Origin of the sequence: Polaribacter atrinae (assembly GCF_038023995.1) — a bacterium.
GTDB lineage: Bacteria > Bacteroidota > Bacteroidia > Flavobacteriales > Flavobacteriaceae > Polaribacter > Polaribacter atrinae.
On the sequence record NZ_CP150660.1, the window covers coordinates 122,501 to 138,406 of the forward strand.

At 31.7% G+C, this 15,906-nt stretch carries 13 protein-coding genes and 3 rRNA genes (1 of these 16 running past the window's edge); 9 read left to right on the forward strand and 7 right to left on the reverse strand.

Annotated elements, in window-relative coordinates; translation table 11 throughout:
• From WG945_RS00450 to WG945_RS00480, 7 genes are all read left to right on the forward strand, one after another.
• Positions 1-2,067, forward strand: a 23S ribosomal RNA gene (locus WG945_RS00450) (it extends 818 nt beyond the left edge of the window).
• Between the two features lie 107 nt (positions 2,068-2,174).
• A 5S ribosomal RNA gene (gene rrf, locus WG945_RS00455) occupies positions 2,175-2,284 on the forward strand.
• Positions 2,285-2,432: 148 nt separating this feature from the next.
• Positions 2,433-2,542: ribosomal RNA gene (gene rrf / locus WG945_RS00460) — 5S ribosomal RNA — on the forward strand.
• Positions 2,543-3,311: 769 nt separating this feature from the next.
• Entirely contained in the window at positions 3,312-4,550 is a 1,239-nt protein-coding gene (rocD, locus tag WG945_RS00465) for an ornithine--oxo-acid transaminase (RefSeq protein ID WP_068449628.1), read from the forward strand.
• Between the two features lie 142 nt (positions 4,551-4,692).
• Positions 4,693-5,133 carry a DUF5362 family protein gene (locus WG945_RS00470; RefSeq protein WP_231874632.1) on the forward strand — a complete coding sequence of 147 codons (441 nt, stop codon included), beginning with the start codon at positions 4,693-4,695 and terminating at the stop codon, positions 5,131-5,133.
• Positions 5,134-5,612: 479 nt separating this feature from the next.
• A complete protein-coding gene (locus WG945_RS00475) occupies positions 5,613-6,935 on the forward strand; it encodes a dihydrolipoamide acetyltransferase family protein (protein ID WP_068449629.1) in 1,323 nt (440 codons plus the stop codon).
• Between the two features lie 103 nt (positions 6,936-7,038).
• Positions 7,039-7,773 (forward strand): DUF6263 family protein, encoded by a 735-nt coding sequence (locus WG945_RS00480; protein WP_068449630.1) that lies wholly within the window; start codon positions 7,039-7,041, stop codon positions 7,771-7,773.
• Positions 7,774-7,844: 71 nt separating this feature from the next.
• On the opposite strand, the gene WG945_RS00485 is transcribed toward WG945_RS00480, so the two are convergent.
• From WG945_RS00485 to htpG, 5 genes are all read right to left on the reverse strand, one after another.
• Positions 7,845-8,360 carry a GNAT family N-acetyltransferase gene (locus tag WG945_RS00485; protein WP_068449631.1) on the reverse strand — a complete coding sequence of 172 codons (516 nt, stop codon included), beginning with the start codon at positions 8,358-8,360 and terminating at the stop codon, positions 7,845-7,847.
• A gap of 20 nt (positions 8,361-8,380) precedes the next feature.
• A complete protein-coding gene (gene ypfJ / locus WG945_RS00490) occupies positions 8,381-9,271 on the reverse strand; it encodes a KPN_02809 family neutral zinc metallopeptidase (RefSeq protein ID WP_068449632.1) in 891 nt (296 codons plus the stop codon).
• A 38-nt stretch (positions 9,272-9,309) separates the two neighbouring features.
• Complete coding sequence (locus tag WG945_RS00495; protein ID WP_068449633.1) at positions 9,310-9,819, reverse strand: DUF3124 domain-containing protein; 510 nt, start codon at positions 9,817-9,819, stop codon at positions 9,310-9,312.
• A 106-nt stretch (positions 9,820-9,925) separates the two neighbouring features.
• Positions 9,926-10,453 carry a hypothetical protein gene (locus WG945_RS00500; RefSeq protein WP_068449634.1) on the reverse strand — a complete coding sequence of 176 codons (528 nt, stop codon included), beginning with the start codon at positions 10,451-10,453 and terminating at the stop codon, positions 9,926-9,928.
• Between the two features lie 219 nt (positions 10,454-10,672).
• Positions 10,673-12,577 carry a molecular chaperone HtpG gene (gene htpG, locus WG945_RS00505; protein WP_068449635.1) on the reverse strand — a complete coding sequence of 635 codons (1,905 nt, stop codon included), beginning with the start codon at positions 12,575-12,577 and terminating at the stop codon, positions 10,673-10,675.
• A gap of 180 nt (positions 12,578-12,757) precedes the next feature.
• Between htpG and WG945_RS00510 the strand changes: the two genes are divergently transcribed.
• Positions 12,758-13,765 (forward strand): 3-oxoacyl-ACP synthase III family protein, encoded by a 1,008-nt coding sequence (locus tag WG945_RS00510; RefSeq protein ID WP_068449636.1) that lies wholly within the window; start codon positions 12,758-12,760, stop codon positions 13,763-13,765.
• Between the two features lie 302 nt (positions 13,766-14,067).
• Positions 14,068-14,430: a CoA-binding protein gene (locus WG945_RS00515; protein WP_068449637.1), complete on the forward strand. Its 363-nt coding sequence runs from the start codon at positions 14,068-14,070 to the stop codon at positions 14,428-14,430.
• Between the two features lie 233 nt (positions 14,431-14,663).
• Here WG945_RS00515 and WG945_RS00520 read toward each other — a convergent pair whose 3' ends face one another.
• The gene (locus WG945_RS00520) at positions 14,664-15,578 is read right to left on the reverse strand and encodes a ribonuclease Z (RefSeq protein WP_068449638.1); all 915 of its coding nucleotides are present in this window, start codon (positions 15,576-15,578) and stop codon (positions 14,664-14,666) included.
• Positions 15,575-15,895 (reverse strand): T9SS type A sorting domain-containing protein, encoded by a 321-nt coding sequence (locus tag WG945_RS00525; RefSeq protein ID WP_068449639.1) that lies wholly within the window; start codon positions 15,893-15,895, stop codon positions 15,575-15,577. Before WG945_RS00525 ends, WG945_RS00520 begins: the two co-directional genes overlap by 4 nt.
• Positions 15,896-15,906 lie beyond the last annotated feature (11 nt).

The following is a 15,906-nucleotide window of genomic DNA, read 5'->3' on the forward strand; positions in this document are numbered from 1 at the left end:
TCAAACTCGGAAATAGCTCGTACTCCCCGAAATGCATTTAGGTGCAGCGTTGAGTAAAAGTTTTATAGAGGTAGAGCTACTGATTGGATGCGGGGGCTTCACCGCCTACCAATTCCTGACAAACTCCGAATGCTATAAAATGTTTCTCAGCAGTGAGGGCATGGGTGCTAAGGTCCATGTCCGAGAGGGAAAGAACCCAGACCATCAGCTAAGGTCCCCAAATATATGTTAAGTTGAAAAAACGAGGTGAAATTGCTTAGACAGCTAGGATGTTGGCTTGGAAGCAGCCATTCATTTAAAGAGTGCGTAACAGCTCACTAGTCGAGCGATTTTGCATGGATAATAATCGGGCATAAACATATTACCGAAGCTATGGATTAACTTTGAAATATAAGTTAGTGGTAGGGGAGCATTGTAATCAGCGTAGAAGGTGTACTGTGAGGTATGCTGGAGTGTTTACAAAAGAAAATGTAGGCATAAGTAACGATAATGGGGGCGAGAAACCCCCACACCGAAAGACTAAGGTTTCCTCAGCGATGCTAATCAGCTGAGGGTTAGTCGGGTCCTAAGGCGAATCCGAAGGGAGTAGTCGATGGATAACAGGTTAATATTCCTGTACTTCTTATAATTGCGATGGGGTGACGGAGTAATGAAAGCAGCGCGAACTGACGGAATAGTTCGTTGAAACATGTAGCTATTAGAACTGTAGGTAAATCCGCAGATTTAGGTGAAATGTGATAGTACCAAGCGTCTTCGGACAATTGGATAGTGTGCCTAAGGGCTTCCAAGAAAAACCTCTAAGCTTCAGATTATAAGAACCCGTACCGTAAACCGACACAGGTAGTTGGGATGAGAATTCTAAGGTGCTCGAGAGATTCATGGCTAAGGAACTAGGCAAAATAGACCCGTAACTTCGGGAGAAGGGTCGCCCATCTTCGGATGGGCCGCAGTGAAAAGGTCCAGGCGACTGTTTATCAAAAACACAGGGCTTTGCTAAATTGAAAGATGATGTATAAGGCCTGACACCTGCCCGGTGCTGGAAGGTTAAGTGGAGGGTTTAGCTTCGGCGAAGATCTGAAATGAAGCCCCAGTAAACGGCGGCCGTAACTATAACGGTCCTAAGGTAGCGAAATTCCTTGTCGGGTAAGTTCCGACCTGCACGAATGGTGCAACGATCTGGACACTGTCTCAGCCATGAGCTCGGTGAAATTGTAGTATCGGTGAAGATGCCGATTACCCGCAGCGGGACGAAAAGACCCCGTGAACCTTTACTATAGCTTAGTATTGGCTTTGGATAAGTAATGTGTAGGATAGGTGGGAGACATCGAAGCAGCGTCGCTAGGCGTTGTGGAGTCGTCCTTGAAATACCACCCTTTGCTTATCTAGAGTCTAACTCAGAGATGAGGACAGTGCTTGGTGGGTAGTTTGACTGGGGTGGTCGCCTCCAAAAGAGTAACGGAGGCTTCTAAAGGTACCCTCAGTACGCTTGGTAACCGTACGTAGAGTGCAATGGCATAAGGGTGCTTGACTGAGAGACATACAGGTCGATCAGGTTGGAAACAAGAGCATAGTGATCCGGTGGTTCCGCATGGAAGGGCCATCGCTCAAAGGATAAAAGGTACTCCGGGGATAACAGGCTGATCTCCCCCAAGAGCTCATATCGACGGGGGGGTTTGGCACCTCGATGTCGGCTCGTCACATCCTGGGGCTGGAGAAGGTCCCAAGGGTTGGGCTGTTCGCCCATTAAAGTGGCACGCGAGCTGGGTTCAGAACGTCGTGAGACAGTTCGGTCTCTATCTGCTGTGGGCGTTAGAAATTTGCGTGGATCTGACTCTAGTACGAGAGGACCGAGTTGGACTGACCTCTAGTGTACCTGTTGTTTCGCCAGAAGCATAGCAGGGTAGCTACGTCGGGAAGGGATAAGCGCTGAAAGCATATAAGCGCGAAACCCACCACAAGATGAGATTTCTTTAAAGGGTCGTTGGAGATTACAACGTTGATAGGTCATAGGTGTAAAGGCAGTAATGTCATAGCCAAGTGATACTAATAACCCATAGACTTATGTACGCTTCCCGCCGAAAGGCGGGAGCATAGACTCTTTATTTATTAGACGATTTAGATATTATTTTACCATATGTTAACTTATACAGTTAAATAAATTTAGCTGAAAATTTTAGGGTGGTTATAGCATTGGGGCTCACCTCTTCCCATCTCGAACAGAGAAGTTAAGCCCAATCGCGCCGATGGTACTGCATTTATGTGGGAGAGTAGGTCGCCGCCTTTCTTTAATCTTGAGAAATCAAGATCTTAAACCTCAATTCTTATGAATTGAGTTTTTTTTTTATATCTAACTACTTTTATTTTTTTAAAATTAGAAGATTTAGATAGTAATATTTGAACTTATACGGTTAAATTCATTTAACTGAAAACTTTAGGGTGGTTATAGCATTGGGGCTCACCTCTTCCCATCTCGAACAGAGAAGTTAAGCCCAATTGCGCCGATGGTACTGCATTTATGTGGGAGAGTAGGTCGCTGCCTTTCTTTAATAAGGACTAAAGTCCCTATCTATAAACCTCAGTTCTTTTGAATTGAGGTTTTTTTTGGTCTAAATTAAATGAGGTTATAACTTTTAGAGTGATTAGCTATTGTGAAACTAGAAATACATGTATTTTAATTGTCTTTATTATGATTGTTTAAATTCATTTTAGCTTTATGTTAGTTATTAAAGATACTTTAATTCAAATATTCAGAATAAATACAAATAGTTGTCAATTGTAAGAAGATATTTTATAAGATCTTAAACAAATTTGCTATTATAAGCGTATATAATCATTATTTCAGAGTCCCTTATATAATTAATTTTATCGTTCATTCATTCAGTCAATTTTTATGTCGTAATTTGGAAATAAAATTTATGTAATTACCATTTAGTAAAATTAGGGGGGTGAATTTTATATATTATAATTAATAAGTTATTTTGTTTTTTATACTCAAAATCTTAATGTAAGCTATCCTATTTTTTGCGTTAGTGATTGAAACGACATCCTTTTTTGAAGATTGATTCAATTAAATAGGAAATATAATAATTATCTTACTTTCGTTTTTTGACACAAGAATATACAAAAAAGATATAGTGTAAAGCACGACCTTTAGGTAACGCCCAAATAATTTTTATTTGAAGATATTAATTGATTACTTTTGCTAAACTTCGGGGATGATTTCTTTCCCACGCTGAATTTTCAGTTTTTACTGAATAGATAAAGGTAGAACAGGAATGGTTATTTTATTATAAACATTTAAAACGAAAAAAATGGCTGTTTTAGACAAATTAACTTCGAAAGAAGCTATTGAATTAGAGAACAAATATGGTGCACACAACTATCACCCACTTCCAGTGGTTTTAAGTAAGGGGGAAGGTGTTTATGTTTGGGATGCAGAAGGAAAAAAATATTATGATTTTTTATCGGCATATTCTGCAGTTAATCAGGGGCATTGTCACCCTAAAATTGTAGAAGCAATGGTAAATCAAGCACAAAAATTGACATTAACTTCTCGTGCATTTTACAATGATGTGTTAGGTAAATACGAGAAATTTGCTACAGAACTTTTTGGTTTTGATAAATTATTACCGATGAATACTGGTGCAGAAGCCGTAGAAACTGCTTTAAAAATAGCACGAAAATGGGCATATGAGGTAAAAGGAATTAAAGAAAATAAGGCAGACATAATTGTTTGTGAGAATAATTTTCATGGTAGAACAACTACGATTATTTCTTTTTCTAATGATCCTGTTGCAAGAAAGAATTTTGGTCCTTATACTAAAGGTTTTATCAAAATTGAATATGATAATTTACAAGAATTACAAGAGGTTTTAGAAAGTAGTAATAATATTGCCGCTTTTTTAGTAGAACCTATACAAGGTGAAGCTGGAGTTTATGTTCCTTCTGAGGGGTATTTGGCAGCAGCGAAAAAAATGTGTGCAGATTACAACGTACTTTTTATTGCGGATGAAGTGCAAACGGGAATTGCTAGAACAGGTAAAATGTTAGCAGTTGATCATGAAAATGTACAACCAGATATTTTAATTTTAGGAAAGGCATTAAGTGGTGGAGCATATCCTGTTTCTGCTGTTTTAGCAAACAATAGCATTATGGATGTTATTGGACCTGGTAATCATGGATCTACATTTGGAGGAAACCCTGTTGCTGCAGCTGTTGCAATTGCAGCATTAGAAGTTGTTGCAGATGAAAAATTAGCTGATAATGCAGAAGCTTTAGGTGTTATTTTTAGAGCTGAATTAACTGAATTTTGTAAGAACAATTATTTAGTAGAATCGGTTAGAGGTAAAGGTCTGTTAAATGCAATTTTAATTAATGATTCTGAAGATAGTTCTACTGCTTGGGATATTTGTATGAAATTAAAAGAAAATGGTTTATTAGCAAAACCTACTCATGGAAATATTATTCGTTTTGCACCACCGTTGGTAATGAATGAAGAGCAATTGATGGATTGTATTTCTATTATTAAAAAGACAATTTCTGAATTTTAATAACTTAAAATATTCTGAGATTCCTATAAAGGAATGATTATTTTGATATAATATTAGCCACGGATGCACAAATAGATCTTTGTGAATTCGTGGCTTCTTTTTTTTGTTTATTTTTGAAAAAAGAAACCATATAATTTATCCTATGATACATAATCCTATTACACAATTAGAGCAACTGACTATAACAAATACATCTAAGAATTTTTTAAAAGAAACGGCTAAATGGGCTAAATTTCTAGCTATTATTGGTTTTATTTTAATAGCTATTATGTTAGTTTTTGCTGTTTTTGCAACTACGATATTTGATTTAGCGGGTAAAATGCAACCTGGTATGCCAGAGAGTTTAGGCTTAACAATGACGGTAACTTATTTACTACTTTCTATTATTTATTTCTTTCCTGTGTATTATTTATTGCAGTTTTCTAATAAAATGAAAAATGCATTGTCTACAAAAAATGATGAAACTTTAGCAAATGCTTTTGAAATGTTAAAATCTCACTATAAGTTCATAGGTGTATTTACTATTATAACTTTATCGTTATATGCTTTGTTGATTATTGTGGCTGCTATGGGAGCTATATAGAATGATTTTATCGGAAATAATTTTTTGATTTATATATTAACCATGTAGTTGTACTTGTTTATATCGTGTTATTTTATATATAATCATTGTATTTTTTTTTTAATCTACTTTAGAAGAATATAAGGAATACCAAAAATCATTTATATAATAAGAGTTAATTTTAATTTCGTATTAATCCACTTTATAATCTATACTTAAAAATTAAGATTATTTTATTTATCCAAAGATTTAAAGTAGCTTGTTTAAGGTGATTACCTATTTTATTCTTAGAAATAAGAAAAGTTGTTTTAGTAAATATCATTGTGTTAAATATATTAAAATTAAAATTTTGTTAAATTAAATTCATTAAACTTAATTTTTGAATTAACTTTTTTATGAATAATGTAAAGTTTGTTTTATTCTTTATTTTTTTATTAGATTAAAAACATTAAAAAATCAACGATTTTTAGTACTTTTGCATACTGAAAAATAAGATAGAAATGGCAAGATTTGAATTGAAATTACCTAAAATGGGAGAGAGTGTTGCAGAAGCAACGATAACTTCTTGGTTAAAAGAAGTTGGAGATACCATTGAATTAGATGAAGCCGTGGTAGAAATAGCTACGGATAAAGTAGACTCAGAAATTCCTTCTGAAGTTGCAGGTACTTTAATAGAAATTTTATATGAAAAGGATGATGTTGTTGCTGTTGGAGCTACAATTGCAATTATAGAGATAGAAGGAGAAGATTTTGGAAATACGCCTGTTGCAGTATCTAATAATGCAGAAAAGGCTGAAGTGGAAGAAATTGAAAAATCGATTGAAAAGGTTGTTGAAACTGTTTCTACACCAATTGCTAAGGTTTCTGATTCTGGTAAATTTTATTCTCCTTTAGTAAGAAATATAGCACAGACGGAAGGGATTTCTATGAGTGAATTAGAATCAATTTCTGGTTCTGGTAAAGATAATAGAGTTACAAAAGAGGATATTCTTTCTTACATAGAGAATAAAGGAACATTTAATAAAATAGAAGCACCTGCTGATGCTGTAAAAGTAGAAACTCCCAAAAAAGTTGAGAAAACGGTTGCTAAAGCCGCACCAATTTCTGTAAATGGAGAAGATGAAATTATAGAAATGAGCAGAATGGGGAAATTAATCTCTAAACATATGTTAGATTCTATTCAGACTTCTGCACATGTGCAGTCATTTATAGAAATAGATGTAACCAATATTGTAAACTGGAGAGGTAAAGTTAAAGATGCTTTCTTTAAAAGAGAAGGAGAGAAGTTAACATTTACACCAATCTTTATGCAAGCAATTGCTACTACAATTAAAAAATATCCTTTAATTAATATTTCTGTGAATGGTGATACCATCATTAAAAAGAAGAATATAAATTTAGGAATGGCTGCTGCATTACCAGATGGAAACTTAATTGTTCCGGTAATTAAAAACGCAGATCAATTAAGTTTGGTAGGAATAACCAAAGCAGTTAATGATTTAGCAAATAGAGCAAGAAATAATGCTTTAAAACCAGATGATATTCAAGGAGGTACATATACCGTTACTAATGTTGGTGGTTTTGGTTCTATTATGGGAACTCCAATTATCAATCAACCACAGGTTGCTATTTTGGCTTTAGGAGCTATTAGAAAAGTACCTGCAGTTATAGAAACTCCAGAAGGAGATTTTATAGGAATAAGGCAAAAAATGTTTGTTTCACACTCTTATGATCATAGGGTTGTAAATGGTGCTTTAGGTGGAATGTTTATTAAAACTTTAAAAGATATTTTAGAATCTTGGGACTTAAATCAAGATTTCTAATAACTAAATAAAATACAATTACTTTAAAAACGCTCGCAATTTGTGAGCGTTTTTTTGTTTCAAAATATTATATTCGTTGTATATAAATTTAAATTTTAAAAAAATGAAAAAATTGTTGATTTTATTTCTAGTTATCTCTGCAAACTTAAGCTTAGCGCAAGATTCAGCATTACTTAGATTAAATTATGAAAAAGGAGCCACCTATGATGTTGAGATGAATATTTCTCAAGAAATGGGTGCAGTAATGTCTATGGGAATGCTTATTAATATGGATATAAAAGTTTTAGATGTAAAAGACGGTACTTATGATAGTGAAATGAAATTTACTAAAATGACGATGGACATGTTACAAGGTGGACAAGCAATGAGCTTTGACTCTACTAAAAGTGATGATGAATTAGATGAAACTGGTAAGATGATGAAAGCTCAAATGGGGCCAATGTTAAGTGCCTTAATCTATGCTAAAGGTAATAATTTAGGTGAAATGTTAGAAGTTAAAGTAGAGCCAAGCATCCCAGGGGTAGAAGATATGGCAAAACAATCTAGTAATGTTGTATATCCTAAAGAAGCTGTAAGTGTTGGTAGTAACTGGACTATGACTAAAGAAGAAAAAGGTATGAAAATGGATTTTTTATATACTGTAAAGTCAATCTCAAGTGATAAAATTGTTTTAGACCTATCTGGTGATGTTTCTGGAATGGCAACTGGTAAGATTTCTGGAAATATGAATATTGATAAAGCTTCTGGAATTCCAAAAAACTCTACAATAGATATGAATATGTCAGTAAGTGGACAAGAATTAAAATCTAAAATTACAATGACAATGGTTAAAAAATAACCTTTTAATTTGTTAACAAAAAAAGCTTCAGATATGTATTCTGAAGCTTTTTTTATGAAGTTATTTTAACCTTAAAACTCTAAATAAAAAACATTATTAGGTCTCGTTTCTGTTTTAGAAACAGGAAAATCATAATCAGCTATTTTTTTAAAGCTTGCTTTTTTGTAAAAATCGATTGCTTTGTAGTTTTTTACCCATACATACAACCAAATACCTTTTTGATTTTGTTGTTTGGCTAGCTCCAAATTGTGTGTAAATAATTGTTTGCCTAAACCAGTACCATAAAACTCTTCCAATAAGTACAAACGTTCCATTTTTGTAACATTGGTTTCCTTTATGTTTTCATTTTTGTAATTGATAATAATCTTAGAATAACCAGCTAAAACATCATTTTTAAATATTAAATTATATTGAAACTTCTTATTTGTTATCTCTTCAATTAAGTTTTGCTCATTAAAACTAGTGCTAATATAAGCGTCCATCATTTCCTTAGAAATGGCTTCTTTATGTGGAGTCAAAAATGCTTTTTCACCAACCTTAGCTAATGCTTTTACATCTTCTAAAGCTGCTTTTTTAATTGAAATCATATTGGAGTAATAATTAAAAGTTATAAAGAACTTGTACTAAAAGTATCACCTTGGTTTACATCGCCAGTATCAAAACCTTTTTTAAACCAGCGCATTCTTTGAGCTGATGTTCCGTGGGTAAAAGAGTCTGGTACAACTCTACCAGTAGATTGTTTTTGTAAGCGATCGTCTCCAATAGCATTTGCAGCATTTAACGCTTCTTCTAAATCATTGTCATCTAAAATTAAATTATCTTTTTGAGAATGATGCGCCCAAACACCAGCGTAAAAGTCTGCTTGTAATTCTAACATTACAGAGTATTTGTTGTATTCTGTTTGACTTACTTTACCTCTTAAAGCTTGTACTTTTTTATTTATACCTGTTATGGTTTGAATGTGATGCCCAACTTCATGCGCAATTACATACGCTTGTGCAAAATCTCCAGGAGCATTTAAGTTTTTCTCCATTTCTTCAAAAAAACTTAAATCTATGTATAGTTTTTCATCACCAGGACAATAGAAAGGACCAGTTGCACTAGAAGCACTTCCGCAAGCAGAATTCACAGAGCCTGTAAAAAGAACTAAAGTAGGTTCTCTATAATCTTGTATAATTTGGTTCCATACATCTTCTGTACTTCTTAAAACTTGGTTACTAAATTCAGCTAACTCATTTTCTTTAGCTGTTCCTTTGTAAGTAGTTGAAGATTCTATTTGGTTACCAGTATTTCCTGTAATAAAGTTTAAAGGATTGTTTCCTGTAAAATACATGACAGCTAACACAATACCAACAATAATTAATCCTTTTTTAGAAGTAACTAATTTTAGTAGAAGACCAATTAACATGGGGTTTAAACCACCACCAGAACTACCGCCAGAAGAGGCGCCTCTTCTATCTTCTACATTAGAACTTTTTCTATTTCCTTTCCACTTCATAAAATATCATTTTAAAAAGATAAATTTACTGTTTATTTCTATTTAATTCTTTTAGATTGTGTAGAAAAAGAAAGCCCTTGCTGACCTTTTGTAGAGTTCATGATTCCTTCAAATAAAGGTTCTGGACAATCTTTAGGTATTTTCCATTCGAAAATAAAATTAGAACCGGTTTCTCCATTTTTTTCTACTTCATCAATGATTATTTCTGTAGTTTCTAATGGTGCCAAAAAGATTGTTTTATCAAAATAAGAATGAACGGATTTCCCCTTTGTATCATAATATTCTGCTTTTAATAAATAGATGGTATCTGTGTCACTTGTATTTCTTATACTAACCATAGCTGTTAGACTATGAGTTTTATGTTCTGATATACTATAAATTTGAGAGTACACAGAAAGGTAAGATTTACCGTATTCTAAAGAATCTTTTGTATTGATTGCTAAATGTTTTTTAGACCAATTTTTAAAATCTACAGAGCTTTCCTCTTTTTGATTATTACAGCTTAAAAGAGTTAGGCTCAGAATTATTAGTAAAGTATAGTTTTTCATTTTATTATTTTGGAGAAACAGGTGTGGTTGGTTTAATGTGCTTGTGTTATGAGAAGTTGTGTACTAATTTAACAATTTTTACTACAGGTGGCCGTAACATGTTTTGTCAGATTACTATGTTTAATACTTTATTTTTTAAAAACAGATTATCATTTTTTATTAGCTTATTCTCTTTAATAAACTGAATTTCCTTTATACATTCATTGATTATAGAATACTTTTTATTTAATAAGTATCCATTTACGAAAATGTCGTTTGATTCTTTTAATCCAAAAAAGGTATTTAAATCTTTCTGAGTTTTAATATTAAATTTAAATTCGGTTTGAATTTTTATAATTCCTCCATTTTTTAATTCAGGTTTCAAAATTTCTTGTTTCATCAATTCTGCTGAAAATAATTTTTCTGAACTTAATTTATCATCTTTTGAAAATTCAGCCGTCTGTAAATTTTCTTTAGGGATATTTTTTAAAATAGATGGATTGCCAATTGTTTCATTATTTATTAAAACAATTACTATTTTCTCTGACGTAATTAAGTTAGTTTGATTCTTTTCCGATTGTTTTTTTTCTTGGTTTTGTGCATTAATTGAAACTCCAAGCGTTATGAATAAAATAGAAATAAAAAGAGTTTTCATAATTTTTATTTTTTACAGTTATATTGATAAGCTGCGTTTCAATTCATTTTATCAGAAGTTAAACGAATTTAGCCTTTTTTCCTGACAAAATCAAACAAAAAAACCTCTCTGAATACACAGAGAGGTTTTGGTCTTATAAGTCATTGTGAGGTACTAAGCAATCTGTAAATTTAAAGAAACAGATTACTTCATTCGTTCCTCATTCGTAATGACGTTTTATTACTTGATTAACGCGTAAGAACGTTTTATAAAGTTTGTTAACTCTTCACCATGTAAAAGGTTTTGAGATAATTTAGCCAAATCAAAAGCTTGAGAAATTAAACCTTTCTGGGCAGCTTCATCTTTATTATTTAAGATTTCAGAAACTAATGGGCTGTTTGTATTTACAACTAAGTTATACATGTCTGGAAAATTACCCATTCCCATCATTCCACCACCACCAGAAGCTTGCATTTCTTTCATTCTACGCATAAATTCAGGTACAGTAATCATAAACGGAGAAGAAGCAGAATCCATAGGTTCTAATTGTACAGTGTATGTTTTAGAATTTACTGCACCTTCAATAATTGGTTTTAATGTTGCTATTTCATCATCAGATAATTTAGAAATTACGTTTTCGTCTTTCTTAATTAAATTATCTACGTGATCTGCATCTACTCTAGAGAATTTTATTTTAGCATCTCCACCTTCTAATTTCTGCATTAAATGAGAAATAATAGGAGAATCTAATAACAATACTTCATATCCTTTAGCTGTTGCATCTTGAATATAACTGTGTTGTGCTTCTTTGTTTGATGTATATAAAATAACGTGATTTCCTTCTTTATCAGTCTGAGTCTCTTTTGTTTTTTCAATTAACTCATCAAAAGTAAAGTAAGAATCTGCAACTGTTGGATACAATGCAAATTTCTTCGCTTTGTCAAAGAATTTATCTTCAGACAACATTCCGTATTCAATAATTACTTTAATATCGTTCCATTTTGTTTCAAAATCTGCTCTGTCTTTTTTGAAAAGAGACGCTAATTTATCACCTACTTTTTTAGTAATGTAACCAGAAATTTTCTTTACAGCTCCGTCTGCTTGTAAACCAGAACGAGATACGTTTAATGGAATATCTGGAGAATCGATAACACCTTTTAACATTTGTAAGAAATCAGGTACAATTCCTTCTACATTATCCGTTACAAAAACTTGGTTTTGGTATAATTGAATTTTGTCCTTTTGCATATCCATTGATGGAGATAACTTAGGGAAAAATAAAATACCTGTTAAGTTAAAAGGATAATCAACATTTAAATGAATGTGGAATAAAGACTCTTCAAATTGCATTGGATACAATTCTCTGTAAAAGTTTTCATAATCTTCATCACTTAAATCTGCAGGAGCTTTTGTCCAAGCAGGTTCTGTGTTGTTGATAATGTTATCTACAGTAATTTTTCTATGAGGCTCTGTTGTTTCTTTACCATCTGCATCTTTAGTAGTTGCTGGTGTAAACTCAGGATCGTTAATTTCTTCTGTTCCAAATTTAATTGGCACTTGGTTAAAACGGTTGTATTTGTTTAATAAACCACCAATTTTACTTTCTTCTAAAAATTCTAAAGAATCTTCTGCAACGTGTAAAACAATTTCTGTTCCTCTGTCTGCTTTATCGCTTTCTACTAATGTAAATTCTGGCGATCCATCACAAGTCCAATGTGCAGCAGGTGCATCTTTAAAAGATTTTGTAATAATTTCTACTTTTTCTGCAACCATAAAAGCAGAGTAAAAACCTAATCCGAAATGACCAATAATACCAGCTTCGTTGTCTTTATATTTATCTAAAAACTCTTCAGCTCCAGAAAATGCAATTTGGTTGATGTATTTTTCAACTTCATCTGCAGTCATTCCTAAACCTTGATCTTTAATAGTAATTGTCTTAGCATCTTTATCTATGCTAATTTCTATTTTAGCATCACCTAATTCGGTTTTTGCCTCACCAATAGCAATTAAGTGCTTTAGTTTAGAAGTTGCATCTGTTCCGTTAGAAATTAATTCACGTAAAAAGATTTCGTGATCTGAGTACAAGAATTTTTTAATTAGTGGAAAAATATTTTCTACTGATACATTAATATTTCCTTTTGCCATTTTATATTTATTTTATTAATTTATTATTCTGATAAAGGTTATTCAAAAAAAATACCAAAGAGAATTTTATGACAAGATGACATAAATATTATTTTAATGGCAACCCTTTCGTTTATTTTTATAAATTAGTACTTTTACGTATTAAGAGTTTGCAAAAAATCAAAAAAACAATATATAATTATGTATAATTCAAAAATAACGGGACTTGGCTATTATGTTCCAGAGAATGTTGTTACCAATAACGACTTAAAAGAGTTTATGGAAACTTCGGATGAATGGATTCAAGAACGAACAGGAATTGAGGAAAGACGTTGGATAGATCCTAAAACAGAAGACACAACGGCAGTTATGGGGGCAAAAGCATCTAGAATTGCAATTGAAAGAGCTGGGTTAACAAAAGATGATATCGATTTTATTGTATTTGCAACTTTAAGTCCAGATATGTATTTTCCTGGAGGTGGTGTGCAAGTACAAGAAATGTTAGATATGGGTACAATTCCTGCATTAGATGTACGTAACCAATGTTCTGGTTTTATTTATGCGATGTCTGTTGCAGACCAATTTATAAAAACAGGAATGTATAAAAATGTCTTGGTAATTGGAGCCGAAAATCATTCTGGAGGATTAGACAAATCTACAAGAGGAAGAAATATTTCGGTTATTTTTGGTGATGGAGCAGGAGCTGCTGTACTTTCTAGAAGTGAAGAAGCAGGAAAAGGAATTTTATCGACTCATTTACATTCGGAAGGAAAACATGCAAAAGAATTGGTTTTAGAAGGTCCGTCTACAGGAAATTGGGTTCCGGGAATTATTGAAAGAAATGATCCAGATGATGTTTCTTATTTTCCTTATATGAATGGTCAGTTTGTATTTAAACACGCCATTACTCGTTTTTCTGAAGCTATTGTAGAAGGTTTAGAAGCAAATAAGTTAGAGAAAGAAGATATTGATATGCTAATTCCGCATCAAGCAAATTTACGTATTGCACAGTTTATACAAAAGAAGTTTAGATTGCCAGATAATAAGGTTTATAACAATATTATGAAGTACGGAAATACTACAGCTGCTTCTGTAATTATTGCGTTAACGGAAGCATGGGAAAAGGGGAAAATAAAGGACAATGATTTAGTTGTTTTAGCTGCTTTTGGAAGTGGTTTTACCTGGGGAAGTGTCATTATTCGTTGGTAAGATTCTTTTTACTTAAATTAAGAAAGTATTCTTTTGATTTTTTAATCAAATATTTTAGATAAAGCTACTAATAAAAATTTCTATTTATTAGTAGCTTTATCTATTTTAGGTAATAAGAGTACTGCTTTTAGACAACGCATCTTTTTATGTTTTTGGGAAAGATGTTCTCTTTATATTTAGAATTATTTAAAGTGATTTTTTTTATGAAAATGAGTCATTTATTTTTCATTATTGATTTTACTTTATTCAGCTATTGTTTATATTTGTTATGATATTAAATTTGTTTAACGTAAATTAACAGAATGAAAAATGTAACTTTAGTTCTTGGCGCTTCAACAAATCCTAATAAATATTCTAATATTGCTATTAAAAGATTAGTAGATAAAGAAATACCAGTTGCTGCTTTAGGTATAAGAAAAGGAACTGTTTTAGGGGTTGTAATTGATACAGAAAAAAAAGAGTATAAAAATATAGATACGATTACTTTGTATCTTAACCCAAAAAATCAAGAAGAGTATTATAACTATATTATTGATTTAAAACCTAGAAGGGTGATTTTTAATCCTGGATCAGAAAATGAAGAATTGGTAAAACTTTTAGAAGAGAATTCTATAGAGTATGAAGTAGCTTGTACATTAGTAATGTTAAGTATAGATCAATATTAAAAAAGTAAACTGAATTGGTCTAATTAAACTTCCCCTTTTTCAAAATATTTTATTTTCTAATAAATCTTTTTTGTTTATCAGAAATAACCAATTCAGTTTACTTTATATATAAGTTTAAGACAATACTTAATATGAGTAATTAAATAAACGTGTTATGCTAAATTATTATTAAAATAGTTTACGAGTTCGTATGTAAAGCTTAAATTTAATTTTTGAAAATAAAGAATTATTTATTAAACTTTAAATATTTTGCCTGGCTCTGCTAAGTTTGTGTTTTTAAATATTTCTTGTGCTTCTTGTTTAAAAACGCTAATGTCTTTATATCTACCAGAATAATGCCCAATTATTAATTGTTTAGCGTTGGCTTGTTTTGCTATTTCTGCCGCTTGTTTGGTTGTAGCGTGTTTTGTCTTTTTAGCCAAATCTTCTCTGTCTGCTAAAAAAGTAGCTTCATGATATAATAAATCTACATCTTTTATAATAGGTACAATATCAGGTTTATAACAGGTATCACTGCAAAAGGCAAAACTTAAAGGTTTTTTTGGTGCAATTGTTAATTCTAAATTAGAAACAACTTCTCCAGAAGGTAAAACGACATCTCTACCTGCTTTAATATTTAAATAATCAGCTTTATCTATTTCTGGATACCCGCTAATATTTAACATATTTAATTTCCTTGACGTTTCTTTTTCGGCAAACAAATATCCATTTGTATATACTCTGTGATTTAAAGGAATTGTACGTACAGAAACTTTATCATCTTCAAAAATAAGTTGACTTTCCTTTGAAGTTAATTCATGAAAAATCATTTTATATTTTGCGTGAGATTGAGAAATCTTTAATTGCAATAAAGTAACTTCTTTTATTCCTTTTGGGCCATAAATATGAAGTTCCTTTTCTCTATTTAAAATACCAAAAGTAGCTAACAGACCAACCAAACCATAAAAATGATCTCCGTGTAAGTGTGTAATAAATATATGATTGATTTTAGAAAAGCCAACTTTATATTTTCTCATTTGACGCTGCGTACCTTCTCCACAATCAATTAAAAAATGACTGTTGTTAATTTCTAAATATTGGGAAGTAGGAAATGCGTTTTTTCTAGGAGTTGCAGAATGGCATCCTAAAATTGTTAGGGATATACTCATCTAATAACAAGTCGTTTAGATATGGTTTTCTTATTGTCTTGAATACTGTATATATACATACCTGTAGGTAAGTTGTCTTTATAAAAAGGAATGTTATTTTTACCAGGTTTTATTTGAATACTTTTTTTAAATACCGTTTTTCCTAAAACATTTTTAACCGTAAAATAAACGGTCTTGTTAGCATCTGATGAAAAACTGATTTTAGTAGAATTTGTAAATGGATTTGGAGCAGCAGATAAATTATCAATAGATTTTTCTTGCGAAAAACCAATTGAAATAGAACTTAAAAATAAAATTAAAAGTAGTTTTTTTACCATTTGCTTTTTGT